The following is a 16,567-nucleotide window of genomic DNA, read 5'->3' on the forward strand; positions in this document are numbered from 1 at the left end:
GAGCCGCTACTGGCATGATGCGCGCTATGGTTTTATGGAGGGGTCATCATGTCGCTGCTGCGTCATTTTCTCTTTGCTGCCATCGCCCTGGTGATGGTGAGCATTTCCTATTCCCCGGCTAATGCCGCCGATCGCGATCTGTCGGCCATTTCCGCCTCACAGACGGTCGTTGAAGTGAATGGCCTGGGCTCTCCCGATGCCAAGTTCATGCTGTCCGACAAGGTCGCTGCCAAGGGCGCTGTTGCTCAGCTGGCCAAGCTGTCCGACTTCGGCGACCAGGGCAGCAGCCAGATCGTCGAACGCAGCGAGGGTTGTTCGACCGGTTGCTCAAACGGTTGTTCTGTCGGCTGCTCGTCGGGCTGTTCCTCGGGTTGCTCGTCTGGCTGTTCTATGGGCTGTCGATGACAGCTGAGCCGATTATCCGGCTTCAAGGCGCGGCCCGATCAAACGATCGGGCCGTTTCCTTGTGGGCCGTGCTGTTAATTGCAGTAGCGGGCTTTGCGCTGGCCGAGGCCAATGACCTGGCAACCGTCGTTGGTGCCAGTCTGGTCGTGCTAGCGCCCACGCGCTTGCGCTTCCGCGTAGGTTTGCTGGCGCTCGCGCTTTCGACCTACTGGCTCGGGCCGGCGACGCTGTTGCTGGCAACACCTGCGGCATTGGTAGCCGCCGGGCGCGGATTACCGGCCATATCTGCCGCTTTGGCGCTGGCTGGCATCGGCCTGACCGCCCAGCATTTTCAATCGGTTCCGTCTCTGGCAGATCTTCCCATTCACCTCGGCTCGCTGGTTGCGTTGGCGATTCCGAGTCTGGCCGTCGGCGTCGCTGCCGGCCGCTGGCTGGGCATTCGCGGGACGCTAAGCCTGATGGCTGGCACCGCCTTCCTGCTCGGTGGTTTCACCATGGCAGCGGGCGTGTGGTTTGGTGCCAGCACCATCACCGACCAGACCGTTCGCCTTCTACTTGCTTGTGTCCCGGCGGCATGGGCGGGATGGAACGCCAACGGCCGGGATAATGCGGCCGCGGACTGGTCGGCCTTGGCCGGTGCCGCTGTCGGCATGGTGGTGGCGCTGCTGTTGGCCGCCAACCCGATCTCCATGGTGGTGTTCGACGAATCGCACGGCAAGTGGGAAACCATTCGGGCCTCCTTCGGTCCCGACGACTTCGGCCGAGGCGTTAATTACACCTACTCGCTGCTGTCCGGCCACGCCGAGCGCGTCGCTGGTAAGGTAGCAGCGTTCGACGACGAGGCGGCACCGCTTCCCGAGCGGGATGCGCTCTTCGTTATCAAGATGCCGACACAGCCGCTGTCCAAAGCATTTGTCGAGCGCCTTACGGAATGGGTGCGCGCTGGCGGGCGGCTACTGGTCGTTGCCGACCACACCGATCTCTACGACAGCACTCAGAACCTCACTCCGCTTCTTGCTCGCTTCGGCTACGAGGTGACGGCGTCGGCTGTCTATAACCCCATTGGCGGGCCGAATGTGCCCACGACAGCTCCAGGCATGGCGCTGCTGGGACGCATCGACGCCCACGGCCATCAACAGTCTTGGCAAACCGGCACGTCGTTCGGCGCGCTGCCCGCCAATGCCCTGCGCCTGATGACCTTCGGCATGGGATTTGAAGAACCGGGCGATTACTCGCGACCCAACCGCTTCGGCCCGTTCTTGCCGCGCATCGCGCTGCGCTATGGCGACCATAGCGCTGTCGCCGGCAGTGCCTTTGGCAAGGGCGCTGTCGCCGTGCTGCTCGACAGCACGCCGTGGTCGAACTTCTCTATGTTCAAAGCGCCCTATACCCACATGCTGCGCGGCGTCCTCCACGCTCTCGCGCATCCGTTGGCGCTAGCGGTCGCCGGCTGGGGCGGCATGGCGATGTTCGGCCTGGCGCTGCTGTGGCTGTGGCGGTCGCACCGGGTTCTATCCATCGCTAGTGGGCTCGCCATTGGCCTTAGCCTGGGTGCAGCGGCGCAGATTGGCTGGGCTTCATTTGCCCAACCGGTTGAAGGCCGCGACTTCGGTTTGCGGGTCGCCGCCGGCTCGACGGCCAAGTTCGAATTCCTGAAACAGCTCGTTGCGCCGGGCGAGCGCAATTATTCACGCATCGTCTCGGCCATGGCGAAATACGATCTGATGCCGGCGGCGTCTGCACCGGGCGCCGAAATTCCGCGCCTGACCGATGCCCGGCGCTGGCTTCTGATCGATCCGGATGACCGCCAGCTTCCATCCCCATCCGATGTGCTGGCGCACTTGCAGCGCGGCGGCGATCTGACGGTGCTGTTCGCGCCAGAGGCGGTAATTCGTCCGCCCGTCCGCGCCTGGCTCAATGGCCTCTTGCTGATGCCGCAAAGGGCAACCGGACTGGCGATGGTCGAAGACGCCCGCCCCGGTGGCCTGATGGGACGCCGCGGTGCAGCCATCCTCCGGGACGTTCGCACGACGGTGGCTCCCTTGCCGCAATCGCTGTTGAAAGACCGAGAAGCGGACGCCCTGCTGCAATCCTTCACCGTTCGGCCCACCACGTTTCCCCGTATCAGCGGCCTGCTCAATATCAGCTTTTCGGCTGAGCAGTTTTCAGACGATGCCGTCGGCGAGGTGTGGGATGGCGTGCGGCCGGGTGTGCTGGGCCGCCACCGCGAGCGCCAACTGGCTGCCGCCCTCCTTGGCAACGAACTGCCGCCGCCGGCACCGGAGGAGGCCGTTCGACCAGACGCCAACCCTAAATTGGCCGCACACTTGCGCGGCTACCTCATGCTGGAAAACGGCAAGAAAGTCCTCGAAGGCGAGTTTGATGACAACGAGAGTGGCCCGCTTCGATTGGCCGAAGCGCCGCTCGCCTACCTGGCCGACCTGCGCAATCGCGCGGCCGCCTTCGTCGCGAGCTGCCCCGAACCGGGCACGCCCTGTCGAGACCGCCTGATTGGACCGGACATGACCGAGTGGGTCGTGTCTTGGGCGGCGGCGCGTGATGGACACCTGGCCGCGGTCGAACTCGTCCATGAGCGCCGCTTCTCCGGCGCAGGGAGCACCTGGAATGTGGTCTTTGGCGAGTAAGCGCCTGGGCGCAGCCCTCGCGGCCGCGGCCGGCATTGCCACCACGGCCATGCCGCTCACCTATCAGGCCGGGCCGGCGGTGCTTGCCCTGGCGCTCGCAGGCGGCTGGGCCATGGCCGGCAGCCGGACCGGCCGCCTTGCCTGGACGGTGCTCAGCGCCGTCCTTCTTGGATTGGTGTTGGCCGGACATGCCAATGCGACGCTTACTGCGGCCCTGGCAGCGGTGGCAGCATTGACCCAGGCGGCTCCGCTCGTCCCCATCGCACTGGCCATCTTGCTGGCGCAGACGGCGGCTGCCAGCTCGGGGACCGCGCTCCTTGGCGGCGCGCTGCATCCAATCGGCCTGGAAGCGACGGCTCCCGCTTTGGTGTGCCTGCTGACGCTGGGACTGGTCTATCCCCGCCAGGCCGTGGTTATCCTGCTGGCCGCCATGGCAGTCGTCGGTGCGGCCGCTGGCGTGAGCCATTGGGCTTCTGTGCCTGAGGCTTCCATCGCTGCGGCCGGTGCGGTGGCCACCATCGTCGCCGTTACCTTGGCTCTGAGGCCATCGCCACCGCAGTCGTTGCGTAACGTCCTGGTGCTGACTGCCCTGGTCGGTGCGATGGTGACGTGGGCATGGACGCTCCCGCGAGCACACGACCTCCTCTACGTCCTGCTGCCCGCCGCGCCGACCGCCTATGCGGCGAAGTTCTTCCAACACTACGGCGAGGCCCTGGGCTTTGCCGGCATCACCACGACCGTGGTCGCGACCCCGGCTGATATTCCCGAACGTGCGATGGTTTTGCTCCCTTGGCTGACAGATCCCCTTCCGGGTGGCGATGAACAAGACTGGGAAATTGGGCGCCTAGCCCGCGAACGCAGCTGGACAGTCGTGCTCGGCGGCGAACACACCAACATGGGTGGCGCAGCCAATCGAGTAGGCAGGATAACCGGGCGCGAGCTGCTGCGCCGCGACCTCTCGGTTCCGCCCCGAAATACCGACGACAACGGCCCGATGCGCGCGGCCGATCTGCGGGAATGGCGCCACGACGCCATTCTCAACCGCGGTGCCAGCGTTCCCGTTCTCTCGCTGACGAACCGCGTTCTGCTAGCCGGCGACGGCTGGTGGGCCGAGCCCGACATTGGGGAATGGCTGTGGGTGGGCGACTACCTATGGCGCCCAGGCGACCGAGCGGGGCGGCTGACCATGGCCGCCGCCTTCGATGATGGCCGTGCTCGCTGGGTGGTGGTGGGCGACAACAGCCTGCTGGTCAATCGCCAGGTCATCGCGGACCCGCGCCCAGTCCTCCAATTACTGGAAGCCTCAACGCTCTGGCCGGCGTTCCTGCGCGACCTGGCCCTGCTCGCTGTTGCCGCGCTGGTACTCTGGCGGCGCCGGCCAGTGATCGTGCTGGTCTTGGCCGCCGCCCTGCCGGTGGCCAGTTACGCCTTCGCCGGCAAGCCAAGCGACGCTTGGCGCGGCGTCTATCGCGGCGAAAGCGGCTTCGACGAGCGGAACTTCAACGAGGCGCTGGCCCAGGAGCCCAAGCTGCTCGGCACCGATTGGCGCCTACTGCGCGTCCCGACTCTGCGAGGGCTGGTGGATGTGCCCATTGGGAAGACGGTGCTGTTCGGCTTGGTCGATGGCTCCGCGGAAATCGGCGGCGTCCGCCTCAGTAACTGCCGGCGGCTCGGTAGCATGCCGACGGGCGACATCATGTTGATGGACGCCCAAGCCTGCCGGGTTGAAGGCCCTGCCGAGGTGCTGGTCGGCACCGCACAGTCTGCTGCAGCCATCCATGTGAAGACCCGTGACGACAGCTCTGTTCTAGTGGTGCTTGATGCCGCTTTCTTGTCTCAGAAGGCATCGGCTAAGAATCGGCAGTGGTTGGTCGGCAAAGCCGTTCGCTAACCGACAATGAAGCCCCCAGAGCGGAGGCCAAAGACAAGTTATCATCGGTATTTTTTATTGAGAAGCCGCCTGTCAATAGGGTTTCTCTGGTTGAACTTTCAGCGACAAGGCATGTCATAGACAAAAATTCATAAAGGTTGCGAAGTCTTCTTTGCAGTGGGGTTTATCTCTCTAAATCCCCTCTACTGGCACTGCATGGAGGCGGATGATGACTACTCAGCTTGCAACACTGGAAGTCGTCTCTTCCGCCACTGCAGTTCGACACCAAGCGCTGATCGACGATGTTGCTGCTGCCGAGGCTTGCCCCACCAGCATCCGGCCCACCCTCCCTAATGTCCGTAATCTCATGAACGGTCTGCACATGCTCGCTTCTTTGAAGAGCGAAGTGGTGGCAACTGCTTTCTTTGATCCGCAATACAGAGGTGTCTTGGACAAGCTCGGCTACGGCAATGAGGGGGCACGTCAGCAAGGACGAGCGGCACTGGCTCAGATGGATGTGGATACAATTTCGCGCTTCATCGAGCAGATTAGTAGAGTTCTCCGGCCGAGCGGACACCTCTTCCTGTGGATCGATAAATTTCATTTATGTGAAGGGGTGCAGCCTTGGCTGGCGGGCACTGACCTAGAAATCGTCGATCTTATCACTTGGAACAAAGGTAAGTTCGGGATGGGGTAACCCAATGACGTTTCATGATCTGCCTCCAAAAGCTCACGAAATGCTAGTACAAACCCTGCTGGCAATCTACAGCGCAGATGGGCGCGAACGTTGTGGGTTCCGCTTCTGAATACCTATTGGCTGCCTCACGCAAACATGCGCCTGTATTTCCCATTGCTGCACTTCACTCGCCGACGGGCAGGCTCTGCAATTTCCTCCAACACGCGGCGGTATTCGGCGGGGCCAATATGGCCGTGCGCTTGATACCAGTCATGCTGGATCATTCGCGCAACCATAGCGGACATCGTCAACCCTTCCGAACGAGCCCGAAGCTCCAACATGTCGCGCTCTGAAGTGGTAAGAAGCGCTTGAATAGGTGTGCGCCGAGCCATGTAAACCCCATCTATATATGCTAAAACAACACAAATCATGATTGAAACAGCAAGTAGTATCAATTGATTTCAATCACAATGAATGCGTTGTGGCTCGATCAAACTAATTGCGGATCATTACCGACGAGAATTAAGTGGTGGGATGGTGGGTTCTTGGAGATATTTTCAGCCGCTAACCTATAGACTGTCAATTAATAGTGATTATTAACTGACAACTCCATGATCTAGGGTATTAAACACCCCCCTAAAGCCCCCATCCCCCCCCTTTTCAGATGCGATTGAGGCACCAGCGTGCGCTTCCTGCCACTGCCTTGGCCTGGGTGAGGCGAAACCCACCACGATAACGGTCCTTCTGGGAACTCAACCACTTTCCGAACCTGACGGAACTGACGGCCCCGGAGGTGCCGCCTACGTTAAGAAGAGCTTCCCGGAATTCGGGGTCTTTAAACTCGTAGCCGTTGACCGCAGGGCGCGGTTCGATTGCGCGCTTAATGACCTCAGCTACACCCACGGTGTTGTCCGCGAAGTGCTCCCACCATTGCTCGAAGACAGCCGTGGCGGCAAGCGTTTCCGGGTCTTCCGCACGGTTGGTTTCCTGGGTGGTAACCACGTCGGGCAGGCCCAACCACACCAACGCGTCGCGGACCCGTTCCGACCAGTCTTTGAAGGACTGCAACGGAACAATGGCTGACCTCCAACCAGACAACGCGAAGGCCCGAAGAATCGTCAAGCCGGCAACGACGAACTCGACACGATGCTTCTGAACTTCTTCATAAGGATCGAAATTGTAGGGGCGGATTTCCGGGCGTTCCGTTCGGGGATCCAACCTGGAAATAATCGCCCTACGGTTGGTGTCGCCGTCGATCTTCAGGTTATTGCCCGTGAACACCAGCGTCATGGCCGTAGGCCGCTCGGGAGCTTCAGATTTCCCCAAAACCCTGGTGGCGGTCTCTTGTGCAGTCAGGACCGCGTTGAGGAAATCACCGCCGATGGGGGCCGTGCAATTGTCGAACAACGTGAAACTCGAACCGGCCAGCAACCTGGACGACAGTCGCTTTTCCAGCTCTTCGGCATCCTTACCTTGACCAAGGACCGGAGCCCCACGGCCAAAAGCAACCCATGCCGCCAGATCGGCAAGGAAGGTTTTTCCTGTTCCGGGGCAAGGCGCAGAAAACCCGAACAACGGTGCTGTCCGCAGCGTCGGACGAATGAGCGCCGTCAAAACCAGCGCGACCCACACCGCCCGATCAACAGGACTGACGAAATCGGGTTCAAAAGTCTGGATCAGCCCTACTAGGCGGGCCAATGCTATTTCTGCCTCCTCCTTGGTCGGGTTCTCCGGGATCGGGGTGAAGTCGGCATTGGGCGCGTACAACAACCCGGTGCCTGCGTCATAACCGGGCGTGGACAGGATCCTTCCATCCGCCAGGATCGTCGGGGCTTGAAGGAAACCGCTGATAGGGCGAAATTTCCAAGAGCCAGTCCGAGCCACAAGCATTTCTACTGCGTCTTTAGGGCAGTCACAGGGCACGAAACCTCCCCCGCCAGATTTCCGGCTGTCCCATTTTTCAAAGTCAGCAACCCGCATCGCCCGTTCGCGAAGATGAACCGCGTTTGCGACGACAAGTTGGGCATCCTTGGTGGGAACGCCATGCCGTCCGGGAACTTCGTTCTCCACCAGCCGAAGCAGCCTGTTGTTCTGCTGGAAAAGATCAGGGTCGCCTTCCATCAATGCGGCTTCGATAAGATCAACCGTGCGAACCAATTCCCCGCCCCTGACTTGAACCAAAGGGCGCTCGCGGGTATCGATTTCGACCACCTGTGTGGCGATCTCCTCGGGGAGATCGTCGTTCCATCCCGGAGGAAGGCCTCCACGCTGTTCCGCGTCTTGTTTGACGAACCGGAGAACCTTCTCCGTCATGTCCGCTTCGGTGAACTCGTCACCAGGGCGTTGTTCGACGTTGTGAAGAACCCAGCCGCAAGCTGCGCGAAGCGCTTCCACAAGCGTCATTTGTCCAACGCTGACGACATGGGCGAAATGACCGGCAACGTTGGTGGCTTGATCGTCGCGCCCGCCGCAACCCGCAACGGCGGTAAGGTCCACATGGGCGCTGTTGCCGCTCTTGTTCAGCTTGACGCCCGCAGCTTCCAGCGCGTCCCGCAGGTTCTTTTCGAAGTCCATCGGCAGCGTGGGCAGCAGCCCAATCACGTCCAGCAATTCGCAATTGGCGGTGTAAGGCAAGCCGGTATCGGGGTGGATCGACGGCGGCAACACGACTTGGGTGCCTGCGGAAAGCAGTTCGCAGACGGTCTTGCCGTCCTTGTCCTTCACTCGGAAGGTCTTCTCACCGCTGAAGCGGAAGACTGCGACGTAGCCTTTCTTGCCGACGCGCTTCCACTGACTTTGAACAGGAATTGCGCTTTCAATGGCCGCGATAACGACGGCGTCGGTGGTGTCGATGTCCAAGGCCACGACCCCGGAAGCGCCCCCCAACGGCAAACCGATGTTTCCGTTACTGTGGGCGGTCAACCAAGTGCTTTGCTCGTCTTCCCTCGGCATCCGCGACCGGAATAGCGACCAATTCGCCACGGCGGGCCGTTTCTCACGCGGCACCAACGGGATGACGGGAACCCCAGCGGTCCAATACTTCTGGGCCAGCGAACCAAAAATGCCCGCAACGGCTTGAACCTGTGCGACAGTTTGGCTAAAATCCTGGGATTCCTGAAAGCTTTGGTTTTGGTCCTCGTCGGCGTTGGTCGCGCCGACGGGGCCGCGTTCGTTGCGATCAAGCGACATGGCGCGCTCCCCCCTTGATCGTCAGGGAGTCAATCAGCGTCCGAATATCGTCCGAGCGGACCCGGACCCCACGACCAACCTTTACGGGACGAAGGTCCCCCCGGTTGATCATCCGCTTGACGGTGGAGAGTGAAACACCCAGGCACACGCAGGCGCCTTTGAGCGAAAGCAGCGTAACAGCTGACATAGATGTCCCCTAAACTGAGGGACCCTCTATGCTGGACTTGGGTCGGGTTCGGCGATATTGCCAGTCTGACGCTTCCCGAACAGCACGGGCTTAGCATTTGGAACCAGGGTGGCTACGCTTAGCACCACTTTCCTGGCTGGGCTCAACCGAAACGCCGACATGTCGGACGCACCAGAACTCCCAGATCACCAACTAAACGTCAATGTGCCGAGCTTCCCACCCGGTCCACCCGATGCCCACCATGTCATAGGCCAGCGTCGGATATTGCGTACACAAGAGTCTGCCAGACCCCATATGGGCCGTCAAGCACCTCGAAGCACCACCACATTGTGCTCCCGATCAACGCCGACCGTCTTCAACACATATCGGGTCCAAGTTTGGAGCGCCGCCTTCTTTTCCTCCAAATAGGAGTGTTTGTTGTAGTGCTTGGCACCAACGCCCGATGTCGCGTGGTTCATCACCCGGTCGCGAAGTTCCTGACCGATGCCCAGAGAAGCCAGGCCCGTTTCGACGGTGCGGCGAATATCATGGAACTCCCACGGTTCCCATTCCGCCGCTTTTGCCTCACGGTCCAAAATTTCTTTCAGGCGCTTCATGCCGTTGTAGGCAACCGTCCCCTTGGCGGTGAACACCCACCGATTGCCAAGGCGGGGCAGCTCTTCAAGAATAGCCTTCACCTCGGGAGCCAGGGGGACGACGTGTTCACGCTTGCCCTTGTTGCGGAGCATTGGAAGTGTCCAGACCGCCCTTTCAAGATCAACTTCGGACCATTCCATTTCGCGGACCTCATCACGGCGTTGCCCCGTCAAGATCATCACCTTGATGAGGGATCGGCTGGGGTCGGTCAGTCCTTCGGCAGCCGTCCAAATCGCCTTCAACTCGTCGCCAGACAGCACCCGGTCCCGGCTGTCGGACCTGAACCGCTTCTTGATGGGCTGGGCGACATTGACCTCGATCCATTCGCGTTCCACCGACCAATTCAACAGGTGTTTGAGGCTGGTCAGAACCCGGTCGCACTGATCCGTTAGCCCCTTTTTGTGTTGAAGATCATCCATCAATTCGACCACATCGGCACGCCGCAACTCGACCAACAGCTTCTTGCCGATCTTTGGAACGACGTGATTTCGCAACATGGCCTCGGTCTGCTTCCATTGTCGCTGGTTCGGCCGGCAGTAACCGGCCACGTAATCCTCAACCGTCGCGGCCACCGTCCGTGACCGTGCTAGGTCTTCGGCAGCCTTGGCTATGGCGGCAGCCGCAGCGGCAGCCTCTTCGGCCATGAGGTCACGACCGACAGCGGCAGCGGCTGTTAAGGCCTTCGCACGAGCCCTGGCATCCTTGAGGCTCACCTCGGGATAGGTTCCGTAAGTGGCTTTCCGCTGCGCCTGCCCCTTCGGTCGATATTGGATCGACCAAGACTTCACCCCGTTGGGCGTGACCCTGATCATCAAGCCGGGGCAAGAGAGGTCGGTCTTGCTGTATCGGGTTGCGGTGGACTTCAAGCCCTTTAGGTATCGGTCGGTGAATTCGATGCGGTCTGACGTCACGGCATTCGCCTTTGGGGCTTCATTGGGGCTTCACTTTATAACCGCAAGTCAGGTTGGACCTGAAAGGGTCTGATTGGGTCATAATAACAAAATATGGCTGAAACACAACGTGTTGTCTCCATACGCATTCACCGCCAGACCCGACCAGACCCATCGTGACCCCATAGACTTCATTACTCCTAGACGTGAAGCCTCCCTGTTTGACTTAGGCCCCGGTGCATAACCGGGGCCTCTCTTTTTGTCCGCATGGATCGTAAAAAGGCTGGGTTTCCCCGGCCTTTTTACTGCGCCTCAGACGTTGAAGCGGAAGTGGAAGATATCGCCGTCCTGGACGACGTATTCCTTGCCTTCCAGCCGCATCTTGCCGGCTTCCTTGGCCCCGCCTTCGCCGCCCAACGCGATGAAATCGTCATAGGCGATGGTTTCGGCGCGGATGAAGCCCTTTTCGAAATCCGTATGAATGACACCGGCGGCCTGCGGCGCCTTGGCGCCCTTTTGCACGGTCCAGGCGCGCGCCTCTTTCGGACCGACGGTGAAAAAGGTGATCAGGTGCAGCAATTCATAGCCGGCACGGATGACCCGGGCCAGGCCGGTTTCTTCCAGGCCCAGGGTTTCCAGGAACTCGGCCCGCTCCTCGTCGCTGCCCAATTGCGCCACTTCCGCCTCGATCGCCGCCGAGATCACCACCGCTGAATTGCCCTGGGCGGCGGCCATCTCGAACACCTTCTGCGAAAGCGCGTTGCCGGAAGCCGCCGACGCTTCCTCGACATTGCAGGCATAGACCACCGGCTTGATGGTCAACAGGCCCAATTGCTTGGCCATGCGGATTTCGTCTTCGCTGTCGAATTTGACGGTGCGGGCCGGCTTGCCGTCGCGCAAAGCCGCCAGCAGCGGCAGCATCACCTCGACCTGGGCCTTGGCTTCCTTGTCGCCGCCCTTGGCCTTCTTTTCCAACGGCACGATGCGCCGTTCCAGGCTGTCGAGATCGGCCAGCATCAGCTCGGTCTCGATGATGTCGGCGTCGCGCACCGGATCGACCGAATCCTCCACGTGCTTGATGTCGTCATCGACGAAGCAGCGCAGCACGTGGACGATGGCGTCGACCTCGCGGATATTGGCCAAAAACTGGTTACCCAGCCCCTCACCCTTGGAAGCGCCGCGCACCAGACCGGCGATGTCGACGAATTCAAGCTGGGTCGGGATTTCCTTCTGGCTCTTGCCGATGACCACCAGCTTGTCCAGGCGCGGATCGGGCACGGCGACGCGGCCCACATTGGGTTCGATGGTGCAGAACGGATAATTGGCCGCCTGGGCCGCCGCCGTCTGGGTCAGCGCATTGAAAAGCGTGCTCTTGCCCACGTTGGGCAGCCCGACGATGCCGCAATTGAAACCCATGACGTCTAATCCTTCTTGCGTTCGAGTGCCGCCTTCAACGCCTCGGCAAGGGATCCTTGCGGCGAGACCGGGGCGGGCGGAGAAATCATCGAAGGCACAATCGGCGCCTGAGGTGCCGGCTTGTCCTTTTTCGGCTTGGGTGGCGCGGTCAGCACCGCCACCTTGTTCATGAAACCGGCTTCGTCGCCGGCCAGCAATTTGGGCAAGGCCTCGGCCACCGCGTCGATCAGCGGCGTCACCCAGGTTTCCGCCTTGGCGAAATCGGCCAGCACATAGCCCGATACCCGGTCCTTGTCACCGGGGTGGCCGATGCCCAGACGCACCCGACGATAATTCTGGCCCAAATGCGCATCGATGCTTTTCAGGCCGTTATGGCCGCCGGCACCACCGCCGCGCTTGACCTTGACCCGACCGGGGGCGACATCCAGTTCGTCATGGACGACGACGACATCTTCCACCGGGATTTTCAGAAATCTCGCTGCCGCCGCCACCGATTGGCCCGACAGGTTCATATAGGTCATGGGCTTCAAGGCCAGGACCTTGACGCCGTCGATATTACCCTCGGCCAGCATGCCCTGAAACTTGGCGCGCCAGGGGCCAAAGGAATGGCGGCGGACGAGTTCGTCCGCCGCCATGAAGCCGATATTGTGGCGGTTCTGGGAATATTCGGAACCGGGATTCCCCAGTCCTACGACCAGAATCATGCCGCCACCAGATCTTTACGCTTCGGTCGATTCGGCATCGCCACCCTTGACCGTCGGCGGGACGATGGTCAACACGCCGGCCTTGGCGCCGACATGATAGGGGGTGACGCCAGCCGGCAGGCCCAGGTCGTTCACATGCACCGAGTAACCGACGTCCTTGCCGGCCAGATCGATGACGATCTCGGACGGAATCAGGTCGGGGGCGCAGGTGACTTCCACTTCGTGCAGTTCCAGCGAGACAACGCCGCCGGCCTTGACGCCCGGGGACTTGTCGGCGTTGATCACATGCACCGGCACCTTGACGTGCACGACCGCATCGGCGGACACGCGCATCAGGTCGATGTGCACCGGCTGATCGGTGACCGGATGGAACTGAACGTCGCGGCACAGGCAGCGGTGCTTGCCGCCGGCAGCCAGATCCACGTCGAACAGACGGGTCTTGAAGCCCGGCTTGTGCAGCTCGGCCCAAATGACGCGGGGATCGATGGCAATGCAGATGGGGTCCTGCTTGCCGCCGTAAATCACACCCGGAACCTTACCTTCACGGCGAGTGGCTCGGGCGGCCCCCTTTCCGGCCCGATCGCGCAGCTCGGCGACGATGGCGCTGATCTCAGTCATATCGATTCTCCAATAACACGTAAAGGCGCGGCCTCCAGGGGTGCCGCGCCGAAGGGGGCTGTTTACACCTTTGGTCGCCCGTCTTCAAGCTGGATTCGCAGGCATCCGCCCAGCTCTGCCGGCGCCCAGAGCCGAACTATAATTCGTTCGCCATATTACGCCAGTACAAAGCCGCGATAACTTGTCACAATCATAAAATTGACCTCAACATGGGTGGATGCGCATAGTATCGTGGTTGACGGCGCATCGCTGACGTCTGATTTATTTAGCCGGTCCTTATTTTACCTTTACAAGGCATAAGGTTTTTACCTGAGATGCACCCGTGGGCACATTTTCGCAACCTATTGGTTGCCCTGGCGTTTTTGACCCCCCTGGCCGCCCAGGCCAATCCGTCACGCCCCGAATTGGTCATCGGCCTGTCGCAATTTCCCACCATCTTGCACCCCAGCATCGAATCGATGATCGTCAAGGCCTATGCCTTGGGCTTCGTCCACCGACCGATCACCGCCTATGATGCCGATTGGAAGCTGGCCTGCCTGATGTGCACCACCGTGCCGACGGTAGAAAACGGTCTGGCCAAGACCAAGCCCGATGGCGGCATGACCGTCACCTTCACCCTGCCCGCCGACGCCCGCTGGGCCGACGGCCAGCCGGTGACCACCGACGACGTCTTGTTCAGTTGGAACGTGGGCAAGCATCCGCAAAGCGGCGTCGCCAATGCCGGCATCTACCGGTCGATCACCGCCATCGACACCAGCGCCGACAAAAAGACCTTCACCCTGCATCTGGCCAAGGCCACCGGCACCTATAACGTGCTGACCGATTTCCGCGTCCTGCCCGCCCACGTGGAAAAGGCCGCCTTCGCCGAACCGGGGGAATACCGCAAACGCAGCCAGTACATGGCCGCGCCCACCAATCCCGGCCTCTATAACGGCCCCTACCGGGTGACCGAAATGGTCACCGGCAGCCATGTGACGCTGGAACCCAACCCCCATTGGGCCGGCAAAGCCCCGGCCTTTTCCCGCATCGTGCTGCGCACCATCGAGAACACCAGCGCCTTGCAAGCGGCGCTGTTGGCCGGACAGGTGCACATGATCGCCGGTGAAATGGGGCTGCCCTTGGATCAGGCGGTATCGCTGGCCAACCGGCTGCCGCCGGGATACTCGGCCCAGTTCAAGCCCGGTCTGGTCTATGAGCACCTGGACGTCAACCCGGCCCATCCGGCCCTGACCGATCCCAGGGTGCGCCGGGCGCTTTTGCACGGCATCGACCGCCACGCCATCAGCCGCGAAATGTTCGGCGGCAAGCTGGCCCTGGCCGACAGCGGCATTTCGTCGTTGGAACCCATCTACAGCGGTGCGGCCAAGCGTTATGGCTATGACCCGCGCCGCGCCGCCGCCCTGTTGGACGAGGCCGGCTGGAAACAGATGGGGCCGGGCCCGCGTCGTAATGCCGCCGGCCAGCCGCTGGTGCTGGAATTGGGGACCACCGCCGGCAACCACTCGCGCGAATTGGTGCAGCAGGTGATCCAGGCGCAATTGCGTCAGATCGGGGTGGAGATTCGCCCGTTCACCGAAATTTCCCGCACCTTCTTCGCCGACAAGGTGACCAAGCGCGCCTTCACCGGCATGGTGCTGTATTCGTGGTTCGGCACCCCCGGTCAGGTGCCGCGCAGCACCTTGCATTCCGGTTTCATTCCCAAGGCCGAGAACAATTTCTCGGGCCAGAACTTCACCGGCTACGCCAATCCCAAGATGGATGCGCTGATCGACGCCCTTGACGCTGAATTGGACCCGGCCAAGCGCCAGCAATTATGGGCCGATCTCCAGGCGCTTTATGCCGAGGATTTACCGGCCTTGCCGCTGTTCTTCACCACGGCGGGCTTCATCACCCCGGACTGGCTGAAGGGATTGCGCCCCACCGGTCACGACGCCCCCACCTCACTGTGGGTCACCGAGTGGAGCGCCGAAGGCAAAGTCGCCGCTCAACGGTGATTGCGCATCCAACCGCCGAACCAGATCAAGGCCCAGCCGACGGCAATGATCGGCACGCCCAGGAACAAGCCGCCGACCACCAGGCTTTGCGGCGGTAGCAGTGGCGAAAACGATGCCGCCAGCCCCAGCCATTGGGCGGTGCCGGCGATGATGGCGGACAAGGCGGCCAGACCCGACAGGGTCATGACGGCGATGCCGCTGGCGATCAGAATCTTGCTCATGCCGCCATGGTGACGGTCAGCGTCCGAGCCGGCCTTGGCTTCGGTCAAGCGGTGAGGTCCAGCACCAGACGCTGTTCGGTCATCGCCTTACCCCAGGTGGCGGCGTGCATCTGCTCGACCAGGACAAAGCCCTGAGCGTCATATTGCCGTCGTGCCGCCGGCAAATCCGCCACCGTCCACAGATAGATTTGCCGATCACCGCAGGCGCGGGCGAAATCCACCGCCTGTTTCAGCAGAGCCCGACCGAGCCCCTGACCACGCAAGGCCGGATCGACGACGAACCAGCGCAGATGGGCCAGACCCAGGGCCGGATCGTGCTCGCCCCGGTCCAGGGTGATGCCGCCCGCCACCCGATCCCCGACCAGGGCGGTCAGCAGCAGATCGCGCACAGAATCGTAGCGGCTCAGAAATTCGGCCATGTCGGCGCCCACCTTGGCCTCGAAGGCGCGGCCAAAGCCCAGGGCGGGGGCATAGGTTTCGATCTGCAAGGCCAACAGCCGCCCCATGGCGCCGGGCACATAGGTGCGTTCATAACGCGGTTTCATGGCGCCACCTTGGCGAAGACGCTGGCGATGATGCGTTCGGCAAAGGCATCGTCGAGGACGCCGCCCGACAGCACCCGCTTCCAGATCAGCGCCACCACCATTTCCGCCGCCCAGTCCACGTCGAAATCCGCCGGCAGCCGCCCCTGGTCACGGGCGGCGGCCAAGGGCTGAAGGAGCACCGGGCCGCGTCCGCCGATCAGGCCATGGACCAGGGCATGGCGGGCGGCATCGTCGTGTTGGGCATCGGCGATCAACCCGGCCAGGATGGCCGCCGCCGGCGTCGTCGCATAAAGGCCGAAGACCTGACGCAGGATGGCGCGCACCTGCCGCGGCGCCGACACATCCGGGTCGGGGGGCTGCACCGCCACCAATTGGTCATAGACGTCGATGAACAAGGCGGGTTTGGACGGCCACCAGCGATAGATGGTCTGCTTGCCCACCCCGGCGGCGGCGGCCACCGCCTCGATGGTCACCGCCCGATAGCCGTTTGTGGCAACCAAGCTGACGGCGGCGGCAACAATGGCGGCGTGCTTGCGGGATGAACGGCGGGAAGGATCGGCCATGGCGCACC

At 61.9% G+C, this 16,567-nt stretch carries 14 protein-coding genes; 5 read left to right on the top strand and 9 right to left on the bottom strand.

The window, feature by feature from the left end; translation table 11 throughout:
• Window positions 1-48 precede the first annotated feature (48 nt).
• From MGMSRV2_RS13470 to MGMSRV2_RS13485, 4 genes are all read left to right on the top strand, one after another.
• Entirely contained in the window at window positions 49-405 is a 357-nt protein-coding gene (locus MGMSRV2_RS13470; protein WP_024080915.1) for a hypothetical protein, read from the top strand.
• A complete protein-coding gene (locus MGMSRV2_RS13475) occupies window positions 312-3,050 on the top strand; it encodes a DUF4350 domain-containing protein (RefSeq protein WP_024080916.1) in 2,739 nt (912 codons plus the stop codon). The genes MGMSRV2_RS13470 and MGMSRV2_RS13475 overlap by 94 nt, the downstream gene beginning before the upstream one ends.
• Window positions 3,031-4,941: a hypothetical protein gene (locus tag MGMSRV2_RS13480; protein ID WP_041633634.1), complete on the top strand. Its 1,911-nt coding sequence runs from the start codon at window positions 3,031-3,033 to the stop codon at window positions 4,939-4,941. The genes MGMSRV2_RS13475 and MGMSRV2_RS13480 overlap by 20 nt, the downstream gene beginning before the upstream one ends.
• Before the next feature lie 205 nt (window positions 4,942-5,146).
• Entirely contained in the window at window positions 5,147-5,617 is a 471-nt protein-coding gene (locus tag MGMSRV2_RS13485) for a hypothetical protein (protein ID WP_052588981.1), read from the top strand.
• A 639-nt stretch (window positions 5,618-6,256) separates the two neighbouring features.
• Here the strand turns inward: MGMSRV2_RS13485 and MGMSRV2_RS13495 are convergent.
• The 6 genes from MGMSRV2_RS13495 to MGMSRV2_RS13520 all read right to left on the bottom strand — a co-directional run bounded on the left by MGMSRV2_RS13495 (window position 6,257) and on the right by MGMSRV2_RS13520 (window position 13,236).
• Window positions 6,257-8,785 (bottom strand): bifunctional DNA primase/polymerase, encoded by a 2,529-nt coding sequence (locus MGMSRV2_RS13495; RefSeq protein WP_024080919.1) that lies wholly within the window; start codon window positions 8,783-8,785, stop codon window positions 6,257-6,259.
• The gene (locus tag MGMSRV2_RS22450) at window positions 8,775-8,972 is read right to left on the bottom strand and encodes a helix-turn-helix domain-containing protein (protein ID WP_024080920.1); all 198 of its coding nucleotides are present in this window, start codon (window positions 8,970-8,972) and stop codon (window positions 8,775-8,777) included. Before MGMSRV2_RS22450 ends, MGMSRV2_RS13495 begins: the two co-directional genes overlap by 11 nt.
• A gap of 302 nt (window positions 8,973-9,274) precedes the next feature.
• Window positions 9,275-10,519 carry a tyrosine-type recombinase/integrase gene (locus tag MGMSRV2_RS13505; protein ID WP_024080921.1) on the bottom strand — a complete coding sequence of 415 codons (1,245 nt, stop codon included), beginning with the start codon at window positions 10,517-10,519 and terminating at the stop codon, window positions 9,275-9,277.
• Window positions 10,520-10,810: 291 nt separating this feature from the next.
• Window positions 10,811-11,914: a redox-regulated ATPase YchF gene (gene ychF, locus MGMSRV2_RS13510; RefSeq protein WP_024080922.1), complete on the bottom strand. Its 1,104-nt coding sequence runs from the start codon at window positions 11,912-11,914 to the stop codon at window positions 10,811-10,813.
• Between the two features lie 5 nt (window positions 11,915-11,919).
• Window positions 11,920-12,618, bottom strand: coding sequence for an aminoacyl-tRNA hydrolase (gene pth, locus MGMSRV2_RS13515; RefSeq protein ID WP_024080923.1), 699 nt, complete (start codon window positions 12,616-12,618; stop codon window positions 11,920-11,922).
• Between the two features lie 15 nt (window positions 12,619-12,633).
• Window positions 12,634-13,236: a 50S ribosomal protein L25/general stress protein Ctc gene (locus MGMSRV2_RS13520; protein ID WP_024080924.1), complete on the bottom strand. Its 603-nt coding sequence runs from the start codon at window positions 13,234-13,236 to the stop codon at window positions 12,634-12,636.
• Window positions 13,237-13,550: 314 nt separating this feature from the next.
• Between MGMSRV2_RS13520 and MGMSRV2_RS13525 the strand changes: the two genes are divergently transcribed.
• Window positions 13,551-15,230, top strand: a complete 1,680-nt coding sequence (locus MGMSRV2_RS13525) for a peptide ABC transporter substrate-binding protein (RefSeq protein ID WP_024080925.1) — start codon at window positions 13,551-13,553, stop codon at window positions 15,228-15,230.
• Here the strand turns inward: MGMSRV2_RS13525 and MGMSRV2_RS13530 are convergent.
• The 3 genes from MGMSRV2_RS13530 to MGMSRV2_RS13540 are packed head-to-tail and all read right to left on the bottom strand — an operon-like array spanning window position 15,221 to window position 16,559.
• The gene (locus tag MGMSRV2_RS13530; protein ID WP_024080926.1) at window positions 15,221-15,499 is read right to left on the bottom strand and encodes a hypothetical protein; all 279 of its coding nucleotides are present in this window, start codon (window positions 15,497-15,499) and stop codon (window positions 15,221-15,223) included. The two genes, MGMSRV2_RS13525 and MGMSRV2_RS13530, sit on opposite strands and share 10 nt — an antisense overlap.
• Window positions 15,496-15,996 carry a GNAT family N-acetyltransferase gene (locus MGMSRV2_RS13535; protein ID WP_024080927.1) on the bottom strand — a complete coding sequence of 167 codons (501 nt, stop codon included), beginning with the start codon at window positions 15,994-15,996 and terminating at the stop codon, window positions 15,496-15,498. Before MGMSRV2_RS13535 ends, MGMSRV2_RS13530 begins: the two co-directional genes overlap by 4 nt.
• Complete coding sequence (locus MGMSRV2_RS13540) at window positions 15,993-16,559, bottom strand: TetR/AcrR family transcriptional regulator (RefSeq protein WP_024080928.1); 567 nt, start codon at window positions 16,557-16,559, stop codon at window positions 15,993-15,995. The genes MGMSRV2_RS13535 and MGMSRV2_RS13540 overlap by 4 nt, the downstream gene beginning before the upstream one ends.
• Window positions 16,560-16,567: the final 8 nt, after the last annotated feature.

This window comes from Magnetospirillum gryphiswaldense MSR-1 v2, from assembly GCF_000513295.1.
GTDB lineage: Bacteria > Pseudomonadota > Alphaproteobacteria > Rhodospirillales > Magnetospirillaceae > Magnetospirillum > Magnetospirillum gryphiswaldense.